The 26,074-nt window shown below is 58.7% G+C and carries 23 protein-coding genes and 1 pseudogene; 9 read left to right on the top strand and 15 right to left on the bottom strand.

From position 1 onward, the window contains the following. Positions 1 to 4: 4 nt before the first annotated feature. Genes scpB through M7Q83_RS04375 form a run of 6 tightly spaced genes read right to left on the bottom strand, consistent with a single transcriptional unit; the run spans position 5 to position 5,668 of the window. Positions 5 to 625, bottom strand: a complete 621-nt coding sequence (gene scpB / locus M7Q83_RS04400; protein ID WP_298335775.1) for an SMC-Scp complex subunit ScpB — start codon at positions 623 to 625, stop codon at positions 5 to 7. Further along, positions 618 to 1,319, bottom strand: coding sequence for a hypothetical protein (locus M7Q83_RS04395; protein ID WP_298335773.1), 702 nt, complete (start codon positions 1,317 to 1,319; stop codon positions 618 to 620). Before M7Q83_RS04395 ends, scpB begins: the two co-directional genes overlap by 8 nt. Continuing rightward, positions 1,316 to 1,807, bottom strand: a complete 492-nt coding sequence (locus M7Q83_RS04390; protein ID WP_298335772.1) for a GNAT family N-acetyltransferase — start codon at positions 1,805 to 1,807, stop codon at positions 1,316 to 1,318. The genes M7Q83_RS04395 and M7Q83_RS04390 overlap by 4 nt, the downstream gene beginning before the upstream one ends. Next, the gene (locus M7Q83_RS04385) at positions 1,804 to 3,051 is read right to left on the bottom strand and encodes a heterodisulfide reductase-related iron-sulfur binding cluster (RefSeq protein WP_298335770.1); all 1,248 of its coding nucleotides are present in this window, start codon (positions 3,049 to 3,051) and stop codon (positions 1,804 to 1,806) included. The genes M7Q83_RS04390 and M7Q83_RS04385 overlap by 4 nt, the downstream gene beginning before the upstream one ends. Then, the gene (locus M7Q83_RS04380; protein WP_298335768.1) at positions 3,048 to 4,211 is read right to left on the bottom strand and encodes an FAD-binding oxidoreductase; all 1,164 of its coding nucleotides are present in this window, start codon (positions 4,209 to 4,211) and stop codon (positions 3,048 to 3,050) included. Before M7Q83_RS04380 ends, M7Q83_RS04385 begins: the two co-directional genes overlap by 4 nt. Beyond that, positions 4,205 to 5,668, bottom strand: coding sequence for an FAD-linked oxidase C-terminal domain-containing protein (locus tag M7Q83_RS04375; protein ID WP_298335766.1), 1,464 nt, complete (start codon positions 5,666 to 5,668; stop codon positions 4,205 to 4,207). The genes M7Q83_RS04380 and M7Q83_RS04375 overlap by 7 nt, the downstream gene beginning before the upstream one ends. A 78-nt stretch (positions 5,669 to 5,746) precedes the next feature. Between M7Q83_RS04375 and M7Q83_RS04370 the strand changes: the two genes are divergently transcribed. The 4 genes and pseudogenes from M7Q83_RS04370 to pyrB form a co-directional block, all read left to right on the top strand. Then, positions 5,747 to 6,490 (top strand): SDR family NAD(P)-dependent oxidoreductase, encoded by a 744-nt coding sequence (locus M7Q83_RS04370; protein ID WP_298335763.1) that lies wholly within the window; start codon positions 5,747 to 5,749, stop codon positions 6,488 to 6,490. 185 nt (positions 6,491 to 6,675) lie between these two features. Then, positions 6,676 to 7,740 (top strand): HD domain-containing protein, encoded by a 1,065-nt coding sequence (locus M7Q83_RS04365; protein WP_366526371.1) that lies wholly within the window; start codon positions 6,676 to 6,678, stop codon positions 7,738 to 7,740. A 182-nt stretch (positions 7,741 to 7,922) separates the two neighbouring features. After that, positions 7,923 to 9,431: an AMP-binding protein gene (locus M7Q83_RS04360; RefSeq protein WP_298335759.1), complete on the top strand. Its 1,509-nt coding sequence runs from the start codon at positions 7,923 to 7,925 to the stop codon at positions 9,429 to 9,431. A 66-nt stretch (positions 9,432 to 9,497) separates the two neighbouring features. Further along, positions 9,498 to 10,502: pseudogene (gene pyrB, locus M7Q83_RS04355) on the top strand (aspartate carbamoyltransferase); the annotation flags it as partial. Between the two features lie 1,002 nt (positions 10,503 to 11,504). On the opposite strand, the gene pcaF reads toward pyrB, so the two are convergent. From pcaF to M7Q83_RS04315, 8 genes are read right to left on the bottom strand one after another with little or no spacing between them, the layout of a single operon-like run. Further along, entirely contained in the window at positions 11,505 to 12,704 is a 1,200-nt protein-coding gene (pcaF, locus tag M7Q83_RS04350) for a 3-oxoadipyl-CoA thiolase (protein ID WP_298335755.1), read from the bottom strand. A gap of 2 nt (positions 12,705 to 12,706) precedes the next feature. After that, positions 12,707 to 13,132 (bottom strand): hydroxyphenylacetyl-CoA thioesterase PaaI, encoded by a 426-nt coding sequence (paaI, locus tag M7Q83_RS04345; protein WP_298335753.1) that lies wholly within the window; start codon positions 13,130 to 13,132, stop codon positions 12,707 to 12,709. Then, positions 13,129 to 13,740: a TetR/AcrR family transcriptional regulator gene (locus M7Q83_RS04340; protein WP_298335751.1), complete on the bottom strand. Its 612-nt coding sequence runs from the start codon at positions 13,738 to 13,740 to the stop codon at positions 13,129 to 13,131. Before M7Q83_RS04340 ends, paaI begins: the two co-directional genes overlap by 4 nt. A gap of 3 nt (positions 13,741 to 13,743) precedes the next feature. Further along, the gene (locus M7Q83_RS04335) at positions 13,744 to 14,550 is read right to left on the bottom strand and encodes an enoyl-CoA hydratase-related protein (protein ID WP_298335749.1); all 807 of its coding nucleotides are present in this window, start codon (positions 14,548 to 14,550) and stop codon (positions 13,744 to 13,746) included. Then, positions 14,540 to 15,025: a MaoC/PaaZ C-terminal domain-containing protein gene (locus M7Q83_RS04330; RefSeq protein ID WP_298335747.1), complete on the bottom strand. Its 486-nt coding sequence runs from the start codon at positions 15,023 to 15,025 to the stop codon at positions 14,540 to 14,542. The genes M7Q83_RS04335 and M7Q83_RS04330 overlap by 11 nt, the downstream gene beginning before the upstream one ends. A gap of 25 nt (positions 15,026 to 15,050) precedes the next feature. Then, positions 15,051 to 15,812: an enoyl-CoA hydratase/isomerase family protein gene (locus M7Q83_RS04325; RefSeq protein WP_298335744.1), complete on the bottom strand. Its 762-nt coding sequence runs from the start codon at positions 15,810 to 15,812 to the stop codon at positions 15,051 to 15,053. 22 nt (positions 15,813 to 15,834) lie between these two features. Continuing rightward, complete coding sequence (locus M7Q83_RS04320) at positions 15,835 to 16,710, bottom strand: 3-hydroxyacyl-CoA dehydrogenase family protein (RefSeq protein ID WP_298335743.1); 876 nt, start codon at positions 16,708 to 16,710, stop codon at positions 15,835 to 15,837. Further along, positions 16,683 to 17,708: a hypothetical protein gene (locus M7Q83_RS04315; RefSeq protein WP_298335741.1), complete on the bottom strand. Its 1,026-nt coding sequence runs from the start codon at positions 17,706 to 17,708 to the stop codon at positions 16,683 to 16,685. Before M7Q83_RS04315 ends, M7Q83_RS04320 begins: the two co-directional genes overlap by 28 nt. A gap of 152 nt (positions 17,709 to 17,860) precedes the next feature. Here M7Q83_RS04315 and M7Q83_RS04310 point away from each other — a divergent pair, with 152 nt between their 5' ends. Further along, positions 17,861 to 18,910 carry a 2Fe-2S iron-sulfur cluster binding domain-containing protein gene (locus M7Q83_RS04310; protein WP_298335739.1) on the top strand — a complete coding sequence of 350 codons (1,050 nt, stop codon included), beginning with the start codon at positions 17,861 to 17,863 and terminating at the stop codon, positions 18,908 to 18,910. 518 nt (positions 18,911 to 19,428) lie between these two features. Here the strand turns inward: M7Q83_RS04310 and M7Q83_RS04305 are convergent. Beyond that, the gene (locus tag M7Q83_RS04305; protein ID WP_298335737.1) at positions 19,429 to 20,292 is read right to left on the bottom strand and encodes an alpha/beta hydrolase; all 864 of its coding nucleotides are present in this window, start codon (positions 20,290 to 20,292) and stop codon (positions 19,429 to 19,431) included. A 96-nt stretch (positions 20,293 to 20,388) separates the two neighbouring features. Here M7Q83_RS04305 and M7Q83_RS04300 point away from each other — a divergent pair, with 96 nt between their 5' ends. From M7Q83_RS04300 to M7Q83_RS04285, 4 genes are all read left to right on the top strand, one after another. Then, positions 20,389 to 23,340: a proline dehydrogenase family protein gene (locus M7Q83_RS04300; RefSeq protein ID WP_298335735.1), complete on the top strand. Its 2,952-nt coding sequence runs from the start codon at positions 20,389 to 20,391 to the stop codon at positions 23,338 to 23,340. 88 nt (positions 23,341 to 23,428) lie between these two features. Then, positions 23,429 to 24,757 carry an MFS transporter gene (locus M7Q83_RS04295; protein WP_298335732.1) on the top strand — a complete coding sequence of 443 codons (1,329 nt, stop codon included), beginning with the start codon at positions 23,429 to 23,431 and terminating at the stop codon, positions 24,755 to 24,757. A 13-nt stretch (positions 24,758 to 24,770) separates the two neighbouring features. Further along, positions 24,771 to 25,181: a TIGR03618 family F420-dependent PPOX class oxidoreductase gene (locus M7Q83_RS04290; protein WP_298335730.1), complete on the top strand. Its 411-nt coding sequence runs from the start codon at positions 24,771 to 24,773 to the stop codon at positions 25,179 to 25,181. Beyond that, a complete protein-coding gene (locus M7Q83_RS04285) occupies positions 25,178 to 25,957 on the top strand; it encodes a Sir2 family NAD-dependent protein deacetylase (RefSeq protein ID WP_298335728.1) in 780 nt (259 codons plus the stop codon). Before M7Q83_RS04290 ends, M7Q83_RS04285 begins: the two co-directional genes overlap by 4 nt. The last annotated feature ends 117 nt before the right edge of the window (positions 25,958 to 26,074 follow it).

The following is a 26,074-nucleotide window of genomic DNA, read 5'->3' as shown; positions in this document are numbered from 1 at the left end:
TCCCCTACCGGTTCCGTCGTGACTCCTCAAGCACCTCGACAAGCTCCGCAGATGGGACGAAATCGGCAAGCGCAGGAAGACTCGCGAGATTCTCGAGTCCAAAACGCTCAAGGAACAACTGTGTGGTCTGGAAGAGGATAGGTTCGCCGACACGCCCACGCCGTCGATCACCTTCGATGAAGCCGCGATCGACAAGCAGCCGAATCACTCCATCCGAACTGACCCCGCGGATCTCTGAAACCTGTGCCCGGGACACCGGTTGCAGATACGCGACGACCGCTAGCGCCTCCATTGCAGCACCTGACAGCACTGGACTCTGTTCTTCGGAAAGAAACCGACCGAGTACGACCGCTAAATCAGGTGCGGTCTTTAGTACGTAGCCATCGGCAACCTTCACTAACCTGGTCGCACGGTCATGCGCTACCAGATCGCTCGCCAAATAGTCGAGGGCGAGTTCAACCTGACCCTTCTCGAGTTCCAGGAAATCGGCCAACTCGGCGAGGGTAATCGGACCAACGCCAAGCGAGAGCAGACCCTCGATGGTCCTCGCCACCACCGGCAACACTACTTCGGCAGCATCGACCCCGGCCGAATCGACCCCTAAGGGGAGCAGATGATCAACCAAGGGTCCGCACCATCTCGGCCACCAAGCCAAGACGCTCTCCATCGATGACACCGACCTCGATATCGGTATCGACCTGGCGCAACGCTACTGCACCGAACGCATGGGCTTCAAGCAAAATCACAAAGCTCACTATAATTTCGACGCCTGATCCATCGGCAATCATGGCCGAGAATGATGTCATCCGTTCAAGCCGGTCCAAAAACTTCAGACCAATGGCGACAATATCGACTGAGGAGCGCATCAATGGTGTAGGACCAACCTCCGCGTTTATACTCGCACGGGCCAAGGCGCGAGCTATCGCCTCACCGAGCCCCGAGGATGGCAGTACTACCTCATCTCGATCATCAACAAGATCGGCGGCCTCGAGTGCGACCGGCAATGACTCCGCCGTCCTCTCAAGGCGGGTACGCATCGCCTTGGATGCGGAGGCGTAGATCGCCTTTTCGACCAAGCCAAGCAAGATGCCCTCCAGGGCTCGGTCGAGCTCCTCATCCTCGATCACCTCGTCATCGTCACGATCGAGAAGCCAATGCATCTTCATCCTCATCAACCAGGTACCAGCTACCAATTCGAGACTGAGTTCGTCGAAATCGTCGATAGCGAAGAGCTGCTCAAAGAGCGACGCTAACCGTAGATCTGCAAGGTCAAGCATCTGATTACGTACGCGATCAAGACTCTCGGTTAGTCGACTCATGCTCGCCTTTGCACCATCAGTACGTGAGGCCCAATCCCCTCAATCACAAAAACCTCTCCAACGACCTCGAAACCATGACGTTCATAGAGGCTACGCGCTGCAACACGGGCATGACACCAGACGGGCGTCACCGACGTAAACCGCGAGGTGACGACGCTCTCTTCCTGGGTGCCAGTAGCTTCGTGAGCGACTTGAAGCAGGTGCTGGAGGATACGCGCTCCAACTCCTCGCCCCCGGTAGTCTTGCTCCACCGCCATCCCACGTACCCGATAGCCCGGCACCCCCTCGAGGGGCTCTGGCAACAGACTCCCGACGCCCACCGCTCTCGTGCCGCGACGGGCAAGTGCGTGTATCGCGAGCGGATCATCGTCTCCCGGGAAGTGGGCCGTCGATGGATCAAGGCCAGCTCGAAGAATGCGTGCCCGCAGGTCCAGCACCTCGGGAGAGAGGCGTCCAAGATCGATGGTCAACTCCTCTGAACCGGTCATGCTTCAAGCGCCTGGGCCAATAGGACGATCGGATGGAGCACCTCCACGCGATCACCGAGCAACGAGTTGAGCTGGATGGCACAACCAGGGTTTCCCGAGACAAGGAGCTCGACCTGGGTACGCAGGATCGCATCTCGTTTCGCCTCGCCGACTTGGCGTGCAAGCGCCGGCTGGCTCACGGAGTACAATCCTCCGGCCCCACAACAGTTAGGCCCCTCAGTGAGAGCGAGCTCGAGCTCGGGGATGCGACTCAGCACTGATGGTCCAGCCGAACGAACCCCCTGCGCGAAGGCGAGATGGCAGGGTTCGTGGTAGAGAATTTTGCTCGACAGCGGTCGATAGTGGGCAATACTCGTGAATCGATCCAGGAACTCCATCACATCGACCACCTTTTCCGCGAACGCATCGGATCCCTCCTGATGTTCGAGCAGCTCCCCATAGTCCTTCATCATGGCGCCGCATCCCGCGGAGTTGGTGATCACCGCATCGATATGGGTAAGGTCGAATGTCTCCATCAGCGTCCGTGCCTCATGCTGTGCTAAGTCATGCTGGCCAGCATGTGAGGCGAGTGCTCCACAACACCCCTGCCCCCTGGGAACAACGACTGAGATGCCCTCGGCGTTTAAAACCTTCACTGTCGCAGCGTTGACCTCGCTGAACAGTACCGACGCGATGCACCCTGTGAGCATGACGACCCGCGCTCGCTCGTTGGGAACCAGCGAGGTGAAGGTGGTCACTGGCGACGCCGCACGGATAGTTGCCGCCTGCTGCACCAACGCCTGCACCCGCGGCAGATGGGCGAGTCCAGGCCGCAAGAAGGACGCTCGCACCACCCCACGGGCAAGCACCTGAGCGCTCGGGGCCAATCCCGCAAAACGTTGTGCCTTTGAAAAACTCCTCACCACCAACGAACGCCCAAGTAGTTCGCGCTGAGACCGGCCGACATTCACCACCCGGCGGGCCCGGTCGATCAGCTCGTCATAACGAACCCCAGAGGGACATGCCGGGACACATGCCTCGCATCCAATACAGCGATCGATGTGTAGTCGGAGAACGTCAGTGACCTTGTTAGTGCGCGCCGCCTCTGCAAGGAGCCAAATCCTTCCACGAGGGGAGTCGTTCTCCATTGCCGTCACCGCATACGTAGGGCAAGCAGCTAAGCAGAAGCCACAGTGTACACAGGTCGCACTGAGCTTGGCGATCGCTGTAAACTCCTCGGCAAGCGACGGGGTTCTTGTCGTCATGATCGGTCAAACCTTCCGTATGGATCGAATGCCATGGCAATACGATCGATCAAGAGCTGAGCAGAGATGGTCTCTGCGGTGCCGACTTCGGCGTCATCGGTCACATGCTGCACAGTTGCGGCCGGCGTGCGCGACCAGGTCTCGTGAGCGGGCACCCTGTGGGAATGCCACGCACGGACCTCCACGGCACCGGCACTGAGCACTCCTTGGAGGTTGGCTAGTCGGTGTGCCTGGTGTTCCGGTTGGACGGAGATCTCCGCCACGCCCGCACCGACATGAGCGACAAGAGCCACAAGTGCAGGTCCCAACGTTTTCCTGATCGTAGGGAGCAGATCAAGCATCGCCGTACTGCGCGCGGAAAGTGCAAAAACCATCCCCCCCTCCTCCGGGAGCTGGAACCCCCTAAGGCGAGACCAATGAGCCATCGATTCAGCTTCATCGAGAATCATGGTTGAGCCATCCGAAACCGCACGCTCCAACCGCTCGATACGTTGGTCGATCACCTCGTGACCGCCTTCGACCAGACCGGAGAGCGTATCCTCTACAAGGTCGAGAGCGCTCAGCTCAACGTGGGCACCCATGAGTGCGATGACGACATCGCGGACCCGATCTGGCCGCATGGTGACCAACAGCGTCCGTTGCGTCTCTGGCAACGGACGCGTACGGAAGATCACCTCAGCGATAATCCCGAAACGACCTCGGGCCCCGGCAAAGAGTTTTGCCAGGTCATAACCGGCGACGTTCTTGATGACCGTCGAACCGCTATGAGCAATGCTCCCGTCAGCCAGGACTACCGTCATCCCGATGATCTGATCGCGGATGCCGCCGTAGCGGTGGATGAGGCCACCTCGCGCACCTGTGGCCACCATCGCGCCAACAGTACCGACCCCTGGAGGGTCTACCGCTACCCGTTGACCGACAAGCGCCAGCTGATCCTGCAGCCTGGCCCAGGTGACACCAGCCCCCAGCGTGACAGAAAAATCATCAACCCGGTGCCCGATACCCGCAAGCGAAGTCGTTTCGACCACGGCCAGCCCTTCAGGATCGCCCGACAGATTCGAGCCAAGGCCTCGAACGACGACTCGACGGCCCGGGTCCAACTCCCTCAACCATTGACTGAGTTCCTCGACTGAGGCAGGGGCGATCTGTTCTGTCACCATCGCTCCCCTAAGCCAGCCTCTTCGAGTGCATGAGGCTGATAGCGACCGGGACGCTCACCGCACAGTCGTGGGGTCGGCAACAACTTCCCCCGGTTACACATCCCGCTCGGATCGAACGCAGCTCGCAGTCGTTCAAAGGTGGACAAGTCCTCGGTTGAGAACATCTCCGGCATGTGGCAGACCTTATCGACGCCAATCCCATGTTCACCCGTGAGAGAACCGCCCTCCTCAAGGCATAACGCCAGGATCTTTGCCGCCACCTCCTCCGCCAGGACCTCCTGCCCTTGGACCGAAGGATCGTACGTGACGAGTGGGTGTAGGTTGCCGTCACCAGCGTGGAAGACGTTCAAAATCGCAAGGCCCGAATCGGTTCCGAGATCTCCGATGCGTTCAAGGACCCGCGGAAGCGCCGATCTCGGCACCACTCCATCTTGGACAATGTAAGCCGGCGCCACACGGCCTGCTGCGGCGAAGGCAGCCTTCCTTGCGAGCCACATCAACCCACGTTCCTCCTCATTGGCCGCCTCCCAGACGTGGGAGGAGCCATGGAGCTCCAGCAGTGCGCGTACCGCAAGAAACTCCTGTGCCACTTCATCAATCTCCCCGTCGAGTTCGAGCAACAGGCAACTCTTGGCCGTCGTGTCGAGCCCGGCACCTGTGGCGATCTCACAGGCAACGATAGCAAGTTGATCCATCATCTCGATGGCAGCAGGAGTGATCCCTCGCGAAACCACATCGCTCACCGCCTCCGCCGCTGCAGCCACCGAGTCAAAATAGGCCAAAAACGTACGGCGGATCTCGGGGAGGGGGAGCAGTCGACACACGACCCTTGTCACAATCCCGAGCGTCCCCTCGGAACCGATCACTACACCCCGTAGATCCGGTCCGGGTCCATCCATTCCCTCATTGCCAAGCCACAGCAACTCGCCAGTTGGCAAGAGCAATTCCAGTGCCAACACATGATGGGTAGTAAAACCATACTTAAAGCAGTGGGCTCCTCCTGAGTTTTCGGCAACATTCCCTCCGATGCTACAGGCGATCTGGGAGGATGGATCTGGCGCGAAGTAGAGACCGTAGGGCAATACCGCCCGGGAGAGTTCAAGGTTGACCACTCCTGGTTCGACGACGGCAACGCGGGAAAATGGGTCGATCTCAAGGATGCCTTTCAAGCGCGAGGTGACCACCAACACCCCTTCTTCGTCAGGGAGGGCGCCACCAGAGAGGCCCGTACCGGCTCCTCTGGCAACCCAAGGAAGACCCAACGCAATGACCTCACGAACACACGCCACCAGCTCGCGACGATCAGCTGGTACGACGACAAGTGCGGGAACCGCCCGATGGCTCGTGAGTCCATCGCAGCTATAGGCTTGCCGTTCCCCAGCCTCTAGAATGAGCGCAACCGGGTCAACGACGCTGCGGAGCCTATCGATAAGGAGATCGATGCGCGAAGCTACCACGTTGTTCCCTCTCTCTTTCCGGGCATTATCACGAGGAGTACTGCCCACCTTGAAAGTATAGAACGAAAGGAATTCTCTATGAAAGCCATGATTACCGGCGCAAGCTCTGGCATTGGCGAGGCGATCGCCACCAACCTCCACGATCTCGGCTACGAGCTCATCATTACCGGTCGCCGAAAGGAGCGTCTCGATGACCTTGCAACGCGTCTTGGCGGTGATCGAGTCGCTGCTCACACCCTCGATGTCACCGACACCGCCGCCATTCATGCCCTCGTCGAGGAGGTCGGTGCGGTCGACATCCTTGTCAACAACGCGGGTGGCGCACTGGGACTTGCGAGCGCCCAGGAGGCTGAGCTCTCGGACTGGCTGACCATGATCGCCACCAACGTCACCGGGCTGACGGTGCTCACGCACGCACTGCTGCCAGCGATGGTAGAGCGTCGTAGTGGCATCATTATTAATCTGGGCTCGGTCGCCGGTGAATATCCCTACCCGGGCGGGAACGTTTATGGCGCTGCGAAGGCCTTCGTTCGTCAGTTCAGCCTCAACCTCAAAGCCGACCTCGCCGGCACCGGTGTACGAATCACCGACATCGAGCCAGGAATGGTCGGCGAAACCGAGTTCTCTCTCGTCCGCTTCCACAACGACACCGAGCGTGCCTCCAGTGTCTACGATGGGATGCAGGCACTCACCCCCGCCGACATCGCCGATCTGGTTCGCTACATCGTCACCCTTCCACCACACGTGAACATCAATACCGTCTCGCTCATGCCAGTTGACCAAGGATTTGGTGCGTTCAACGTCACCCGACATTCGTCGTAACCGAGCCACATGCTCCACACACCGCTCCTCTGTCATGCCCGCAGGGGCTGCGGCCATGCCTGTCATACCCACGCACCACACTTAACGAGAGGAGCGGTCACCGCAGCGAGAGCAGATGTGACAAGGAGGACCCGATGACCACAACTAATCCCCACCGAGACCATCAGGCCGAATGGCTTGCCACTATGCACGGTAACCGTGCTGCAGGTAACATCATCACCGCGCATGAAACGCCGATGTCGATCGAGACCACCCTCGCCGACCGACGAAGTACCGAAGAGCAGCAGGCCGCGACGCTGAGCAGTGGAGCCACCCTCGCTCATGGTGCCGGAAATCGACCGCAACGTGAGGAGCCAGACGTCCTTCGAACCTGCTTTGAGCGCGATCGAGACCGCATTCTGCATTCCAGTGCATTTCGACGTCTCGCCGGCAAAACGCAGGTCTTCATCTTCCCCGCAGACCACCAACGTACCCGCCTTACCCATGCCTTGGAGGTATCGCAGGTGGCAGTCGCTATCGCACGTCGGCTCCGTCTGAACACCGACCTTACTGAGGCAATTGCTCTCGGTCATGACTGTGGACACGGACCAGGTGGACACGCCAGTGAGGTCGCTCTTGAACCCTTTTTACCTGACGGTTTCGATCATGCACCTTGGGGTGCGTATGTCACCTTAGCCCAACTGAACCTCTGCCAAGAGACCACCGATGGAATCGCGAACCACTCCTGGTCGAGGCCAAAGCCCATGACCCCAGAGGCTGAGATCGTAGCGCTGGCAGATCGCATCGCCTATTGCGCTCACGACCTCGAAGATGCAATCGATGCTGGCCTCCTCGAAAGAAGTGCCGTCCCCGATGATCTCACGCAACTCATTGGGTCCCACCGCACCCAACAGCTCGACTACTTTATCACCGATGTCATCTGGACCTCAGTCCATCGTGGCACGATCGGCCTCAGCGCGGAGGCAGGAGAGGCGTTAGCGATGCTACGCGCCTTTAACTACACCCACATCTACACCACCCAGGCCGCCGAAAACCAGAGCAAGGCCGTGATCGCGATACTGCGGTCACTTACCGACTATCTCCTCGAACACCCGACAGCATTGCCACAACGCGATCCGTCGCTTCCCGTCGAATACCAGGTAGTTGCCTACGTCGCTGGCATGACCGATCGCTACGCTTTCCGACTCGCTCGTGACCTGCTCCACTGGCCAGCAAACCGGTTGCCATTGGGGATCGACCTGGGTGGTTAGCGCTCAGTGATCTCGCTTGGTCCACCGCGAGATCCATAGGTGCTCCCAGCCTCTTTGACTGGGAGAACAGCGGCGCAGAAACTGGAGAACGCAGATAGGAACGGCTATCAGCGTCGACTGGTCAATCGATTAACCTTTCGTTGAAAAGGAGCGACAGGGGTCGCCGAGCTTGAGGGGAACAGATGCATTCATTTCAGGATCCGCTACGGCGTGGGGCAAGTGTAGCGCCACAGAAGGACGCTATCGTCTGTGGTGGCGAACACTTCACCTTCCATCAACTTGACCAGCGAGTACACCAGCTGAGCGCTGTGCTCCAGCATTTTGGCCTTCGTCCCGATGACCGGGTCGCCATTATCGCAAATAACTGTCATCGCTATCTTGAGGTCTACCTTGCAGTCCCCTCGAACGGCCTCGTCTTGGTGCCACTCAGTACCCGTTCAACCAACGCCGAAGTGGTCTTCGCGCTCTCTGACGCCGACGTCAAGGTCGTCGTTACCGACCGCGACCTTGGCCCCCTTCCCCCGTGCGTGGAGCAGGTTATTACGATCCCCGGGCACTATGACGAGTTGGTGAGCAAGGCCACCCCTGCCTCCTTCCTCAGCCAGCCTAACGAGGAGACGCTGGCAGGCTTGTTCTATACCGGAGGTACCACTGGACGGTCCAAGGGGGTCATGCTCACCCATGGCAATCTGCTCGCAAACGCATGGACCGCCATTGCCTGGACACATCTGACCGAGGACGATCGATGGCTCGTCATGGCACCGATGTTCCACGCTGCCGGTACGTGCCTAGTCCTTGCCTCATTATGGCTCACCACGACCCAAATCATGCTGAGCACCTTCTCACCCACCCAGGCACTCGACATCATCGAGGGCGAACGAGCCACTGGGACGCTTGCCGTACCAACCATGATGCTCGCCATGAACGACACGATGGCCACCTCTCCTCGCGATGTCTCCTCATTGCGATTGCTGAGCCACGGCGCCTCCCCAGCCCCCCTTGAGATCCTCAAGGCAAGCCACCGGTATTTTCCTGAAGCAGAGATGCTCCACCTCTACGGGACTACCGAGACCTCTCCGATCGCATCGATCTTCCCCCACGAGGAGCGACATCTGACCGACGCACTGGCGGGTTCGATCGGCGTACCTGCCGTCGGTGTCGATCTCACCGTACTCGACCCGGACGACCAACCGCTCGGCCCTGGTGAAGTAGGCGAGATCGCCATCCGAGGTAACAACGTGATGAAGGGTTACTGGAACCTACCGGTGGAGTCACAGCAGGCCCTCCGCTCCGGCTGGTACCACACTGGTGATCTCGGATTTCGAGACTCAACTGGATACTTCTTCCTCATCGATCGGCTCAAGGACATGGTGGTCACCGGGGGCGAGAACGTCTACACCATCGAGGTTGAGGATGCGCTCTATCGTCATCCCAAGGTGCAAGAGGCTGCTGTCTTTGGCGTGCCCGACCCCAAGTGGGGAGAGGCTGTCCATGCCGTCGTCGTGCCACGAGAGGAGGTCAGCGCCGAGGATCTCTTGGCCTTCCTACGCACGCAGATCGCTGGGCACAAGCTTCCAAAGAAAATTGACCTTCGTCAAGAACCATTACCAAAGTCCGGAGCCGGAAAGATCTTAAAACGTGATCTCCGCGAACCTTTCTGGGTCGGTCACACCACTCGGATCGGCAACTAAGGTGGCCGAGCATCATCACCCGCCGCATCGAAAAAGGAGTCAGCTTTGGAGTTCCTAGGTAGCCACCTCCTCTCGGTGGATCAACTCTCCAGAGAGGATGTCGAACTAGTCATCACGGTTGCTCAGCGCCTGGAGCCGGTTGCACGACGCAGAAAAATCACCCGCGCCCTCGAAGGAGCCGTCTTGGCGAGCCTCTTCCTTGAGGCAAGCACGCGAACACGCCTCAGCTTTGGAAGCGCCTTTTCGCGCCTCGGAGGTGCCGTACGCGAGACCGTCGGCCTGACGTTCTCCTCCATGGCCAAGGGGGAATCGATCGCCGACACCGCGAGGGTCATCAGCGGTTATGCCGATATCATGACCATCCGGCACCCGGAGGCAGGGTCTGTTGCCCAGTTCGCCGATGCCTCGCTCGTACCGGTAATCAATGCAGGTGATGGTGCCGCCGAGCACCCAACACAGGCACTGCTTGACATCTACACCATCGAGGAAGAGTTTGCCACCCGCAACAAGCGCTTGGACGGCTCTCACATCCTCTTCGTCGGTGATCTCAAATATGGGCGCACCGTTCACTCGCTCATCAAGCTCCTCAGCCTCTACGAGAGAATGACCTTCACGCTTCTGGCCCCTGAACTACTTTCCATGCCCGCCTCTATCGTGGAACTCGTCGAGGCACGTGGACATAGGGTCAATCAACTAAACGCCTTGCCAACTGAACCCGAACGCGCCGACGTCATTTATACCACCCGCATCCAGCGCGAACGCCTCCAGGGAGAACAGATCGAGGGCTACAGCTCTGACTTTCATGTCAACATGGCCTTCGTCAACCACGTTGGAGACCAATCGACCGTCATCATGCATCCGTTGCCGCGCGACTCAACTCCCGCATCAAATGATCTCAGCACCGATCTTGATACCGATCCACGTCTCGCCATCTTTCGCCAAACTGATCGCGGCATTCCAATCCGCATGGCACTCTTTGCGCTCATCCTCGGCGTAGCCGACAATATCGAAGCGACCTATCGGGACCCGTCCTGGCGGGTATCGCGCGAAACCGCCGCCCCGCCTCACTAGCACCCTCCATCATCCCCATGATCAACAGACCGATCAGCGCGTTTCGCAAGCAACCCTCCATCGCCATAGCGCCATCGTCGTAGTGCCATCGTCGTACCTTCACTCGTGCGAACCTACACTGCTTGGCTAAGCAGCAATGAGCGCACCAGCCAGCTTCGGCAACGAAGTATCTGCATTGACCCAGACAAGCAGGGTACAATCATCGCAGCCAGCACCAGGATCCAGGCACCGAGCACGCCGCTACCAAACTCGGGGCTTAGACGGACGATCCGCTAAACGACAGAACAGAGACGCCTCCTGGTACCTAGGCGACGCAGATGTTCTCGACCTAAACCGAACCGTTAGGGTAATCGTTTCTGCAAATCCGTAGCAGCCCCACTCTCCCGGTCATCTACGCTTGCCCTGAGGCGCCAAAGGGTACGCGGTTCGTCACAGTCCAACAATTGGTGTGCGTCTCTTCCACGCGCCACCGATGGGCCATGATTGACCACAAACCCCCAACCAGGCAGCACACCCACGAGGGATCGGAGGAGGAGGGATTGACCCAACCACGACGTCGGCAGGGGCACAATTTGCAGGTCCCAGCAGGTACGGATCGACGAGCACCTCTTTTGCTCTACACGGATCCCCCATGGTGACCAAGGATGCCTCACGCGTTCACGTGCAGGCGATCACCCTCGCTCCTCGGGGTGTTTCACTCCACCAAGGCCATCTTGCCCTAGCGAGCAAGCTGCTAGAAGTGCTCGACCTGCCGTTGCTACACGGGATGGCTAATCCATCCACAGGAATGTCAGAAGAGCCAGAAAATTCGCCCCGTCACACTCATGATTGCGATTGGCCAGTCACGTGAATCTGGCCGAGTGGTCTACCCTGGGCCGCCGTCATCGACTTCGACGCACCGACTAGCCAGGTGCCAAGCGTTTGCTAGCTCGTAGACATCAGCTGTGTCGCAAGAAGTGCATGGGATAGCCACCACCAAGCCTCGAGGGGGCAGAAGTCCTCCTAGCGCACTCTTCGGAGCACTGCGGCGATCCCTTGCCCAACTCCAATGCACATCGTCACCAACGCGAGATCGAGATCACGTTCGGCTAACTCGGTCGTCGCCGTCAGTGCGAGGCGCGCCCCGCTCGCACCAAGTGGGTGTCCCAAGGCGATCGCGCCACCATTCGGGTTGACAAAATCCGCATCATCGGGCAAACCGAGTTGTCGCAGGCAAGCGAGCGACTGCGCCGCAAAGGCTTCGTTCAACTCAATGACGCCAAAGTCGGTAATGCGCAGATCCAGCCGCTCCATCACCCGGCGCGAAGCGGGCACTGGCCCAATCCCCATGATGCGGGGTGGCACGCCCGCGGTTGCCCCCGCCACCACCTCTGCCATGGGAGTCAGCGAATACCGATCAACCACCTGATCACTCACGACAAGCAGCGCGCCTGCTCCATCATTGAGCCCACTCGCGTTGCCGGCCGTAACCGTACCTCCCGGCCGGAACGCCGCCTTGAGTTGGGCTAACTTGTCCAAGGAGGTCAAGCGAGGATGCTCGTCGCGGTCGACCATCGTGCTCTGGCGCCGACTTTGGACCTCGACAGGAACGATCTCGCGGCTGAGCCGTCCGTTCTCCTGCGCCTTGGCGGCACGCTCCTGTGATCGCTGCGCGAAGGCGTCTTGATCATCGCGAGAGATCGAAAACTCCTCTGCAACGTTCTCAGCCGTCTCACCCATCGAGTCGATGCCGTACTCCTCTCGCATGCGTGCATTGATGAACCGCCACCCCAGAGTGGTATCGAACACCTGCATTGAACGATCGAAGGGACTAGCGGCCTTCGGCATGACAAACGGGGCTCGAGACATCCCCTCAACACCACCGGCGATCACGACTTCACCGTCGCCGCTCTGAATCAACCGCGAGGCGGTCAAGATGGCCTCGAGTCCGGAGCCACAGAGCCGGTTCACGGTGACGCCTGGGGTCTCAACGCCAAGCCCCGCCAACAGACTCGCCATACGGGCAACGTTGCGGTTGTCCTCGCCCGCTTGGTTCGCACAGCCCAGGATCACCTCATCGATATGCCCGATCACCGACGGATACCGGGAGACGAGTGCTCGTAGGACATCTGCGGCAAGGTCATCGGTACGCACCGACGAGAGTGCGCCACCATAACGACCAAACGGTGTTCGAACCCCTCCAACGATATAGGCCTTTGGCACGATTACTCCTCCTCTAACACCGGTTGTCCCAATGACCGCGATCGACCATGGAAGAGCGCAACGACCTCGCCCCCTCGTTCAACCGCAATATCATAGAGCCCGTTCCTTCCAAAGCGGGTCACCTCTCGCGCTCGCGCATCCAACCGTTCTCCCCGGTAGACCGGCACAATAAACTCCACCGCTGCACTCTGCGCTACCGTCACCACGTTATAGGTATTGCAGGCAAAGGCGAACGCGGTGTCAGCGAAGAGAAAGAGATAACCACCATGACAGATTCCATGCCCGTTTACCATCGCATCCGTCACCTGCATGGTGAGATGCGCTAAACCCGGCCCCACCTCTGTGACCTCGATTCCAAGCGCTTGTGACGCGACATCGCGAGCATACATCGCCTTCGCGCACGCTTGTGCGAGCTCCTGATCGGTCATGGTTGCCCCTCCCGTGTCCGTTGGACCACTACGTTGGCCACTCCACCCACAACAAACTCGGTGACCAGGCTCGCATACTCGGACAGTCCCAGCCTTCCTGATCCCTCACGAAACCAGCGAGCATGCCAGTTCAAAATACCGAACGTTGACATCGTCAACGCTTTGACGGTCGATGCATCGAGTTCGGGTCCTACCCGCTGTAGAAGTCCTTCCATCACTCGGACAACCTGGCGTTCGTTCTCGCGAATGATCTCCTGCTGGGATGGTGCAAGGCGTGCAAGGTCATTGATCTGGGCTTGGTGATAGGCATCGGCATCACGATAAAGATACAGCACCGCTTCGATCACCCGCGATAGCTGCGCTGTGGGGGTGCTGCCACCTTCGAGGGCGTGCTGCACGGTCGACAAGAGCCGCTCGGAATACCCCAGCAACGCCTCAAAGAGAATCGCCTCCTTGGTAGCAAAGTAGTGATAGATACCCGCCTTCGAGAGGCCGACATGCTGAGCAAGATCGTTCATCGATGTGCCATCAAAGCCCTGTAGCGCGAATCGATTCACCGCAAGTCGCGCGATCTCTTGGCGGCGCGCTGGCACGAGAGAGTCAACCAAGACTCAACGTCCCGTAAACAAGGGGTCTTGATGCGCCACAAAGGCACGAATGCCCGATCGGTAATCACCAGTCGTGGCACACAGGCCCTGTTCTTTGGCCTCCATGGAGAGTATCTTGGTGAGGGCAGGCACGCGTGCTTCATTCAGGATGCGTTTGGAGGCAAGAAATGCCTGGGTTGGTCCTTGAGCCACTCGGCTCACCCAACGGGAGACCTCTTCATCAAACTCGACATCATCGACGACTCTTGAGACAAGTCCCTGTTCGAACGCACCTCGTCCATCGAGCAGTTCACCAAGCAGGATGAGACCAAAAGCCCGTGCAATGCCAAGGTTTGAAAAAAAATAATGGCCGCCAGAGTCGAGAACGGCCCCAATGCGACCAAACGGAGACCCCCAGCGACTCGTGGTCGAGGTGATGACCAAGTCACACGAGAGTGCCAATCCGAGTCCAGTGCCGAGGACGGCGCCATGCGCCGCCGCTACCGTGATTGTCTCGAGAGTGGCCAGCCGCAGTAGCAGCGGGTTATAGAGCTCAGCGAGAATCCCCTCAGCATCCTCCTCCTCAGGGTTTGCCTCGCTAAGATCGCGTCCGGCACAAAACGCTCGACCCACGCCAGCAACCAGCAGGGCTCGTGGTGGACGTTTCTCGACCTCATCGAGCGCATCGTTGAACATGTGCACCATCGCCTCCGTGGTGGCATTCAGGCGCTCTGGCCGGTTCAACCATACTTCGGCGACCTCATCACCACGAGCAAAGACCACTGGATCTCGGCTCGACAGGGTCCCTGGTAGGGCGCGTTCAAACGCCATAGGGACGGACCTCCCGAGCGACGAGGACCTTTAATACGCTGGTACAGACGAGCGTTGTCTCCTGATTGAGTACCTGCCAACGCAATGCAACCACCCCACGGTCTTGGCCCTTGTCCTCCTTGGCAATGACCTCAGCTTCGAGATGGATGGTGTCACCCACAAAGGTCGGGTGTGGATAGCGAATAGAGTCAGAGCCATAGTTGGCAAGAATTGCGGTAGAATCCGCTGGGACTCCGAGACCGGTAGCCATCGCGAACACCATAATACCGGGAGCGACCACTCGCTGAAACATCGACGCTTGCGCCGCATGGGCGTCCGTATGGAGATAGAACCAATCCCCAGTCAGCGCACACCAATTGGTAATATCGACTTCGGTGATGGTGCGACCCCTTGTTGCCTGCCGTTCCCCGATCGCGATCTCACCATACCCCTTGTAGAGAATGGGATATCTCTCTGACAACGAAAACTCGCGCATAACCCTTTGCAGCCTTTCGCACTCGCTAGTGGTGTCGGTCAAGAAACGTCTGCATCCGAGCCCGCTTCTCCTCCGACTCAAACAGGATCGCCTGACCTAAGATGTCGATGAGTCCGGTCGACGAACGTCCACCTGTCCCCAAGGCTAGCTTTGTTATCTCAAGAGCGCGCCACGGTTTGGTCCTGATGGTCTCTGCCCACTTGCGTGCGCACAGGACTGGGTCATCACAGACCTCGTCAACAAGACCGGACGAGAGTGCACCAGCTGCGTCAATCACCTCACCAAGGTAGAGCATTTTGCGAGCAACGCCCACCCCGACGAGGCCAGGAAGACGCCAATTTCCTCCAGCACCAGCCAGAATACCAAGACCCAACTCCGGCTGTGCGAAGCGAGCCCTTGGTGATGCCACCCGAAGGTCGCAGGCGAGTGCACACTCCAATCCGCCGCCAAAAGCGGGCCCATCGATAGCTGCGATAGAGGGCCAACGCCAACGCGCTATCGCATCGAAGAGCTCTACGTTGAAGGCTCGGAACGCCTCCTCCTCGCCACGCTCGCCGAGCTCAGCGATATCAGCTCCAGCAATAAACATCCCCGGTGTGCTGGAGGTCACGACAAGTACGGCCGGTTGGTGCCGCAGACGCTCGAGCGTTTGGCGCAGTTGATCGACCAGTGCGAGCGAGAGGGCATTACGCTTCTCGGGTCGATTGAGACTCAACTGCAAGACACCCTCGGATTGGCTCATCAGCACCAAGGATTGACCGTGCGTGGGCCCCGAAGGCTCTTGCATCGCTGAACCTAGCGTGCCGTGATCACCAGTCAAAGAATCCCTGCCCAGATTTCTTCCCGAGGCGGCCAGCCTCAACCATCGAGATCAGTAGCTCGGGGGGCGCAAAGCGATCACCTAACGTTTGTTCGAGGTAGCGTGCTATCGCCAGACGGACATCGAGCCCGACCAAATCGGTCAGCCGCAATGGACCAACCGGATGTTTATAGCCAAGCACCATCGCTTGGTCAATATCGGCAGCGCTTGCCACCCCCTCTTCAAACATGCGGATTGCCTCAAGGCCGAGGGCTACCCCCAAACGTGAGGTCGCAAAGCCGGGCGCATCCTTGACCACGATCGCCTCTTTATCGAGTCGTTCCGCCAATGCCCTAAAGACCGCGACCGTCGCCTCATTGGTGGAGGGACCGACGACGATTTCGACCAACGAAGAGGCGGGAACGGGATTAAAAAAGTGCAACCCACCGATATTGTCCGCGCCTGCCACGCCCTGTTGCAGACTGCCAATAGCAATCGCGGAGGTGTTGGAACCGATCGGCACCTCATCTCCAACCACGAGACGGATCCGTTGCAAAACATCGCGTTTGAGTTCGACGATCTCTGGCACGCTCTCGATCACGACATGCGCACCCGCAAGCCGCTCGTAGTCAACGACGACCTCTAAGTTTTGGTCGACGACCTCCGCTGGGATGTCGGTGAATCCACGGCTACGCGCCCGACTTAACGTAGCGATGATGTGCTCTCTAGCCCGCGCGGCCGCATCTGCCCTAGCCTCAATGACGGTAGTCCGAAGACCACACAACAACGACTGGGAAGCGATCGAGGCGCCCATGGTTCCTCCACCGACGATCCCAATCGTTGCCTCTTGATCTCGACCTAAAACACTGGAATGATCTCGTCCCAATTTACGTCCGTGACTTCCTCTCCAGAGATGCCGACCTCCGGGATGGCTGGGAACGGAATATCATAACGCTCCAAGACCCCCTTGACATTGAGCATCGCCTGTCGCCAATTCTCTAACTTCTCATCGTAGGTGGCGACTCCCAGTCCCGCTGCACGGGCAACCTCCTCAATCTCGCGTTGTGTGGAGATAAAGTCGTCAGGAAGATCCCAGAAGTCGGAGGGAGGCTCAAAGAGTACACCGGAGAGGAAGACATAGCCTGCTCTGATCTGCTTTGTCACAATCGAGCGATCCTCATCGCTGATCTTGGGATAATCACGCTCCATTAAGGACAAACAGATGGCCATGTGTCGCCCCTCATCACGACCGATCGCCCGGAACGCCTCCTTGAAGACGGGAATCGTCGTGTGTGTATACATATAATGAAACAGTGTCGATGACGCTACTTCCCCCATGAGGAAGGAGCTAAACAGCACCGCCATGGAGTAGCGAGGGACTGCCTTTTTGTAACCATTCCAATAGCGTGCACCGTTGTGATAGAGCCATTGGACATTGCGCTTGGCCCGGCGTCCAAGATCCGACTGCGGTTCGTAGTCAAGAGGGCCACCTGGGGTCAGCAACGAGATGGCCTTGCCACAGACGATCTCGTGGTTCTGCTCGTCACGGGTAATCGAGAAGAACGCCCTGCGTACGGGGTCCTCTTCATGGATCTCATAGGCGTGTACCAGCGCAGTTGCGAACACCGGAGGTGCCGAGGCATCAAAGACTGATAACAACGAAAACCAGTACGCTACGGCCTCTCGTTCAGCTGCGGACATCTGATCAAGACGAAGACCATCCCATGGAAGTCGTGCGGGATCCCAATACTCCTTCTGTGCAGAAGCCCAGATCTCATCGAGTTTTGCGGTCTTTGACTCCCAAGACAGAGGAAAAACATTGGGTTGTTCAATTGGCGGAGGAAACTCCATCGACCCACCCAGTCCGTCATGTGCCTGTGCCACGTTATTCCCCTTTCACACATCGACCGACCATTCGGTCGGGACACTACAATAGTAGCACGGTCGCGCTCGTTATGGTTTGATCCGATGACCCGGTGAGTAGCATCGCATCATGCCGAGGCTGTCGTGTGTGTCGAGAACTCAAAGGAGGCCCCATGTCGATCATTCGACTTTACCCATCCGGTAACGAGATACCCTGTCCTGATGGCATGACGGTTTTGGCCGCCTTGGAGGCCGAAGGTTGGGCCTTGCCCAACAACTGCAGAGCTGGGACATGCGGAGAGTGCAAAGTCAAGGTGCGCTCAGGCTCCTTCGATCAGGGATTCGTCCTCGATATGGCGCTCTCGCAGGAGGAACGTCAGCAGGGCTACGGCGCGATGTGCATGGCCAAACCTCTCTCAGACTATCTGGAGATCGAATGGGGTACGGAGGACGCCAAGCCCACCCTGTTCCCCCCTCGAGAGCAGGTACCACATATCGTCGTAGAACGGCTAGAACGCACCCCTTCCATCGTCGAACTGCGACTGCGACCACTCGGTGACCCGCTGCGCTTTTGGCCAGGTCAACACGTACAGCTTGGATCACCACCCGAGTACCCCTTGCGCAACTATTCAATGGCGAACGCACCCCGCCCCGACGGTGAGCTGATCCTCGAGATCACCCGAGAACCATTCGGCCAAACCAGCACCTGGCTGACCAATAACGTCGCCATCGGCGACACGCTCATGATCAACGGGCCCTACGGCTCCTTTATCGGAGACCCCGCCATCGCGACACCGGTCCTGCTCATCGCGGGAGGATCGGGCTTGGCACCTATCCTTTCACTCACTGAAGCCGCACTACGCCGGGGATTTGCCCATCACGTCACGCTGCTATTTTCCGCACGTACGCCAAGCGATGTCTACCCCCCTGGCCAACTCGCCTACCTGACCCATCGATACCCCAACTTTGAACTCCAGGTCACCTACACGCGGCACCCTCACGATCCGAGCTGCGGGGAGCTACCACATTATCATGGGCGCCTCCCCGGCATGCTCAGCGATATCTTTCCTCGCCTCGCCGATACCGCAGTCTTCATCGCCGGCAGTGACGCCTTCGTCCAAGATTGCACGCGAGCCGTCCGGGCCCTAGAGCCCGATGCCGTCTACACCGAACCCTTTACTGATCAACAGGGTGACTTTTCCTCGTTGTCCATCCTCGGGTAACGGCCCACCAGCCGCTCGAACACCATCGATCATGCAATGCATCAATGGCGTCATGCATCAATGACGTCATGCATCAATGGCGTCATGCATCAATATCACGAGGTCGTTTGTCGAGTCCTCTTACCGAGCAGTCTTTGTCTAGCCAGCGGGGTCCTCTGTGGTGGGCCCTCCTTGCTACTCGGTGAGTGCCAGCAGGTGATGGGGCCCTCTCCGTGGACCCTCGATATCATGATGGGCCGGACAGGGAGAATATGCAAAACATCCCACCGTCCCTCGCTGTCAGACCCAACGGCGTCCGCAAGCTCCTCGCCGCTGGTCCGTGGAACCGCGAACCAGATCCAACGTCGAGCACATGATCAAACATGCTCGATGCCACAGCCCATGGCAGCCCAGATCGGCCGGAGTACCGAGTGGCAGGAGTACCGAGTGGCAGGAGTACCGAGTTGCCGGAGTACCGAGCGCCTGATCGACAAGGGCCAACGATCTTCAACCGCACAGAGGATGGTGCGCTTGTTGCATCAAGCGGAAAGGGAATCAAAGATAATCGCTGCGATCTGCTCTGGATACTGTGCATGCAGATCATGATCACCCTGGATGGGATAGAGCCAACCCTGGTTGGGGGCCTCGGCTAGCAGTCGACCAGCCGCGACTGTCTTGGCTTCATCCGCCTCCGGCTGCCCTGACAACGCGGGGATCAGAAGCAGTTTGGAACGGAGACGCCCTGCATCGATGTGAGGCTCATAGTCAAGCAAGTCATTAAGGATCATCATGTGGTCGTCGATGCTCAGTCGTCGATAGGCAAGACCATTGGTGTCGATACGAAAACCAGCGCGAGCAGCCAGAAGTACCTCCGGATCCCAGTCCCGGTAGCGCCGCTCAAAGAAAGCATCGAGCTCCTCTATCGGCCTCCCGTCGATATCGGCTGGCCGAAGCACCCGTACGGCCTCCTCTCGCGAGGAAAAACTACGCGCCATCGCCTGGAAGCCCCCATCGACGAGTCCCACTACGTAGGGGCGAACCCCTGGCTGATCAGCACTCAACGCACCGTAGTGCAACGCGACTGACGCCCCCCATGACTGACCTATGACCCCGAAAGGCTCCCCACTGGGGAGATCTTGCACGACGCTGAGGAGATCGTCCGCGCTCACACCCACCCCCATCGGTGTGTGTGCGCCACCCGATCGGCCGTGTCCACGTTGGTCAAGGGTGTAGGTGCAGACCCCCATTGCCGAGAGCAGACGAGCAACGGGCCACCAGAATTGCGCATTTGATGAGAGCCCGTGCAGCAGCATTACCGAAGCGGTGAGGCTTGGGCCAACTGGGTCGAATCGATCCAACACCAGCCGGACTCCATCTCGCATCTTCGCACTCAGCGTCTCCACAACCCGCCACCTCACCTCTTATGAAACCAATTCCTACAAAGAAATACGCACCGAAACATCTTTGACAACAGAACGCTTAAAGGGTAGTATGCGGTGATGAGCACAGAGTCCACCACCGCTACTTCGCTGGAGTCAACCATTCAAGAGATCGCAGCGGCCATCAGCACCTATGACGGCCCAAGCGGTGTCTACCAGCTCAAGGGACTCGCCTCGCTTGTGATGAAACAGGCCCTGAAAGACCCGGTCTTTCGTGCCGATCTTTTTCGGCTCGTCGACGTTTTCCCGACCCTCGAGGGACCCGAACAGATCACTGCACACGTGCGCGAATACCTCGATCCACGAGCCCCGAAATGGATGGCGACGAGCCAATCGCTCGCCTCAAAGCTTGGGATCGGCCGCTCCGTACTCACCTCGTTGACCCGCAACAACATCATCGAGATGGCGAACCAATTCATCCTCGGCACCGAACTCGATGAGATTGCTCGGAAAGTGGGCCAGATGGCCCAGCAGGGCTACCTTACCACCGTCGACCTCCTCGGCGAGAAGATTATCACCTACCCGGAGAGTGACCGCTACATCAACCGGATCACCGAGATTCACGAGCGGCTAACCACATCGGCACCGTTCCTCGCGGTGAACAAGAAGCTAACGGGACCAATGGTCAGTATCAGTGTCAAGCCAAGCGCATTGACACCCCACTATGGCCCACTCCAGCGCGAGGGTGCCATCGAAGAGGTCATCGAGCGCATCACGCCACTGCTCAAATCAGCCCAGGATGCCGGCACGCTGATCTTCCTCGACATGGAACACTATGACACCTACGAGCTCACACTTGAGGTCTTCAATCGGCTGGTCTTGGACAAGAACTTTGCCGACCTCCAACTTGGATTGGTCATGCAGGCCTACCTGCGTCGCCACGTCACCGAACTGAAAACACTGCTCAATCTCCTCCATGACCAAGAGTCTGACCACCCTCGCCTTTGGATCCGTTTAGTCAAGGGGGCCTATTGGGATACCGAGTTTGCGCAGGCATCAGCCGAATCTCACACTCCCCCGGTCTTTACCGACAAGGCAGAGAGCGACATCAGCTACGAGGAGTCTGTCAAGCTTCTCCTGGACAACCATCGAAGGGTGCATCCCGCCTTTGCCTCACACAACCTGAGGTCCTTGTCCTTCGCGATCGCCTACGCGCGCGCACACGGGCTCACTCCAACCGACTACGAGATCCAGATGCTCTATGGCATGGCAGAGCCAATGGCCTCGGCGCTGCTCGCCCAGGGCCAATCCGTGCGGATCTACACCCCAGTGGGTGAGCTATTGCCCGGAATGAGCTACCTCGTGCGTCGGCTTCTTGAAAACACCTCGAACTCCTCCTTTGTGCGAGCTCGATTCGGCGGTAAGCAGTCGATAGCCCGGCTGGTGGCACCTCCAAAACCCACCCATGGTGCCAAGCCTCCCGCTGGCTACCCAGTGGGCTATGCTCACGAACCCACGACAGAGTTCCACCATCAGCACGAGATGCGACTCCAACAAGAGGCGATTGACCGCATCGCCGGTACGTTAGGGGCTTCCAACAAGGTTCGGCTCTCGATTGGACGTCCTCTCCCCGAGACTGCCACGTGGTCGAACTCTCTCAATCCAACGAGGCCGACTCAGACGCTCGCCACGGTAGAGGAGGCGAGCGAGGAGCAGGTGGAGTCAGCGGTGTCAGCGGCACTCGCAGCACAGCCAAAGTGGGCCAGTACAACGCTTCCCGAGCGTGCCGCCGTACTCCGGAAAGCAGCAACCTACCTGCGGAGCCGTCGCAGCGAGGTCAACGCGGTCGAGGTGATGGAGGCAGGCAAGCCCTGGCTTGAGGCGGACAACGATATCGGTGAAGCGATCGACTTCCTCGAATACTACGCCATCTGGGCGGAGCGACTCGCCACCGAGCGTCTGGACTCCCCCGCTGGCGAAACCAACCAGCTACGGTGGCGTAGCCGTGGTCTCACTCTTGTGATCCCACCCTGGAACTTCCCATTGGCGATCCCTATGGGCATGACCGCTGCCGCACTGGTGATGGGCAACTCCGTCATTCTCAAACCGGCGGAGCAGACTCCGATCACGGCGAGTTACATCGCCCGTGCCTTTGAACACGCGGGGCTACCTGCAGGTGCCCTCTGTTTCGTCCCTGGCCGAGGTGAGACGGTCGGCGCAAGGCTCGTGCGTCACCCGCTCATTTCCACCATCGCCTTCACTGGCTCAAGAGCCGTCGGGCTTGACATCATCGAAGCCGCGAGTCGAGTCGTACCTGGGCAGACCTCCTTGAAGCGAGTGATCGCCGAGATGGGTGGCAAGAACGCCATTGTGGTCGATGCTGATGCCGACCTCGATCAGGCGGTACCTGGCGTTATTTACTCAGCCTTCGGCTTTGCGGGTCAGAAATGCTCCGCCTGTTCGAGGGTGATCGTTCACCGTCAGATCTTTGATGCCTTCGTAGACCGACTGACTCAGGCTACCAAAACCTTGATCATCGGTGACCCTCGCAACCCGGCCACCCAGATGGGTCCAGTCATCGATGACGCAGCACTGGCCAAAATTACCGGCATGATCGAAGCGGGCAAGGCTGGTTCTGAACTGCTCTATCAGGGCGCTCGACCAGATCTCGACGGCTATTTTGTCCCACCCACCATCTTTGTCAATCCGGATCGCCAATCCCCGCTGTATCGAGAGGAGATCTTCGGCCCGGTGCTGACCGTGGAGCGCGCAAGCGATCTCGATGACGCCATCTGGCGTGCCAACGATACGATCTATGCTCTGACACAGGGGGTCTTCTCGCGCTCTGCGCAAGCGATCGCGCGGGTGGCGAATGCAGCCCGGGCCGGAAATTTCTATGTCAATCGTGGAATCACCGGAGCCATTCCAGGGCGACATCCCTTCGGAGGTTTTGGCAACTCTGGCGTAGGTTTCAAGGCGGGAGGACCCTCCTACCTCCTCCAATTTGCCGATCAGCAAGTGATCTCAGAAAATCTCTTGCGCCAGGGCTTCTCTCCGGACATCAGCGAATAGCGCCTAGGGCGAGGATCATCCTTCCCGCGACAGGAATACTTGTTGCCTACAACTAGTTTGTAGGGAGTATGTATAGCAGGGCGCGACGTTGACCAAGGCTGCAAGTTCAGGTTCATGGCTGGAGGTACTCCAGACCAAGGACCTATCGCTGATCTTTACCGCACGGGTGGCGATGAGTGTGTCGCGGGCGATCGCCGGGATCGCGGTGCCTCTCTACCTTGCGACCCTGGGTTTCAACGGCTTCGAACTCGGGATCCTGTACTTGATCGTCGCACTCGTCGCTGCGGGCATGTCCTCGGGCATCGGCTTTGCCACAAACAAAGTTGGCGCGAAATCCTTCATGGTCATCGTGCCAGCGTTAGTTGCCATCGCCGGCGTCGTCTATGCCTTCTCCAGCGACACCGCAGTGCTGTTTATCTTTGCGGCGCTCGCAAGCTTCGGACGAGGTGCGGGTGCGGGTGCGGGGATGGTCGGCCCCTACCAACCGGCTGAATCCCAACTGATCGTGAACTCCATTAGCCCAGCGAATCGCAATCGAGCCTTCTCACTGGTCTCACTCGCCTCGACTGGAGGGGCACTCATCGGCACCGGCCTCGCAGCGCTCTCTGGACATGAACACGTGCTGCGTGCAGCTGCGGTCGCGGTCTTCCGTCCGAGCATGCTGATCGCCTCACTGGCCGCATTGGTCGCGAGCGTCATCGCACTGTTTCTGTCAAGCCACCCCGTGCAAGCCAAGCATCCGAGCGCGCACAAACAGGAGAAGGTCTTCGCCTTCCCGGAGCGATCCCGGTGGCTCCTCTACCGGCTCTGGGTCACCAATACCCTCAATGGGGCTGCCGTTGGAATGTTTGGACCATTTGTCACCTATTGGCTCTATATCCGTTACCACGCCAACGAGGTGACCATCGGCGAACTATACCTACTGGTCAATATCATCACCCTGGGCTCTGGCCTCATCGCCCCAAGGGTCGCACAACATTTTGGGACCATTCGTATCACGTCATGGCTACGCATCGCGCAGGGTCTACTGCTCATTCCTCTCGCACTCTCGCCAACCTTCGTCATCGCTGGTGTTATCTACACGATCCGCATGTTTGCCCAACGGGTGGCGCTGCCCTTGCGTCAGTCCTACGTGCTCGCGATGGCGGACCCTTCAGAACAGGCCCGCGTCGCCGCGCTATCAAATCTTCCGTCCCAGATTGTGATGGCAATCTCCCCTACCCTGACCGGTTATCTACTCGATGACGTCAGCCTCTCTTTACCCTTTGAGATAGCTAGCGTCATCCAGACGATCTCCGCCTTCGCCTACTACTTCTTCTTCCGCAACGCAGCACCCCCCGAAGAGGTTGCACGACGAGTTGATGAGAACGACGGCGTACTCGAAGTAAGCCCCGAGGAACAGACACCAACGGACTAATAGGATACTTTGCATGGCAACTCCGCCCAAACTAGAGTTTTTGGCAACGAACCACCATGCAGTTCTTGGCACCTATCGCAGCGATGGAGGAGTCCAGCTCTCTCCGGTCCTCGCAGTACCAATGAGCCCCACCACCATCGGGGTCTCGTCGCGAGAGACCGCCATCAAAACCCGAAACCTTCGTCGGAACCCCACCGCTTTCGTCTGTGCCTTTCCCGATTCCTTCTTTGGCAGCTGGATACAGGCCGACGGGATCGCTACCATTTATTCACTGCCAACAGCGATGGATCGACTGATTGACTATTACCGTTTAGCGGCGGGTGAACACAACGACTGGGCAAGCTATCGTGAGGCAATGGTGACAGAGCACCGAGTGCTCATCGAAATCGCCGTGACTCGCATCGGACCAACCGTCAGCGGATGACCGACCTCGAACAGCGTATCAGAGGCCTCCAGTTGGCACCCATGGTGGCCTTCACCGGTGCTGGTCTCTCTACCGCTGCTGGCATCCCCGACTATCGCGGGCCAAATGGCATCTGGACCAAGGACCCCTCTGCAGCAAAGTTGTCGCGCGTGAGCCAGTATCGCAGCGATCCAGAATTGAGAAGACGCCTGTGGAGGGATCGCCTCACCAACCCGCTCTACTGCGCCCAACCAACGCAGGGACATCAACTTCTTGAATCACTCGCCAACAGCGGCACGCTTACCGGTGTGATTACCCAAAACGTCGATGGCCTCCATCGGCTGAGCACCGGCCACAGCTACCCACTGGTCGAACTGCATGGATGCATCCAAGAGACTCGCTGTCTCTGCTGTGGAGATATCCAACCGATGGACCAAGCGCTCACTCGCGTAGCCAACGGTGATAGCGACCCAACCTGCCTCCGTTGCCGCGATGTCAATCGCAGCGGTGGCTTGCTCACCTCCAACACCGTAACCTTCGGTGAACCAGTCCCGCCCACAAGACTAGAAACGGCCCAGAAGCTCATCGACAACGCCCAAGTCCTTCTCGTGCTCGGTAGCACCCTCTCTGTCAACCCGGCAGCCCGACTTGTCGCGTTTGCGCTTGAGCGAGAACGCCAAGTTGTCGTAGTCAACCAGGGACCCACTCGTTATGACAACCGAGGAGTCATCAAGATTCATGCAGATTGCCAGGAGTTTCTCCGAATTCTCGCTAGCAAAATACACCATGCCGCCTGAAGGAGTTCCGATCCATCATTCCCCAAGAAGCGCTGCCCGTGTTACCAGGGAACTCACAACAACGCGGCATAGGTTGGAGAGTACCAACAACCCCATCCCAAACCCCCAGACACCAAT

The sequence above is a fragment of the Ferrimicrobium sp. genome, from assembly GCF_027364955.1.
Classification (GTDB): Bacteria; Actinomycetota; Acidimicrobiia; order Acidimicrobiales; family Acidimicrobiaceae; genus Ferrimicrobium.
Note: the sequence above shows the minus strand (reverse complement) of the source record. Positions and strands in the feature narration are given on the sequence as shown.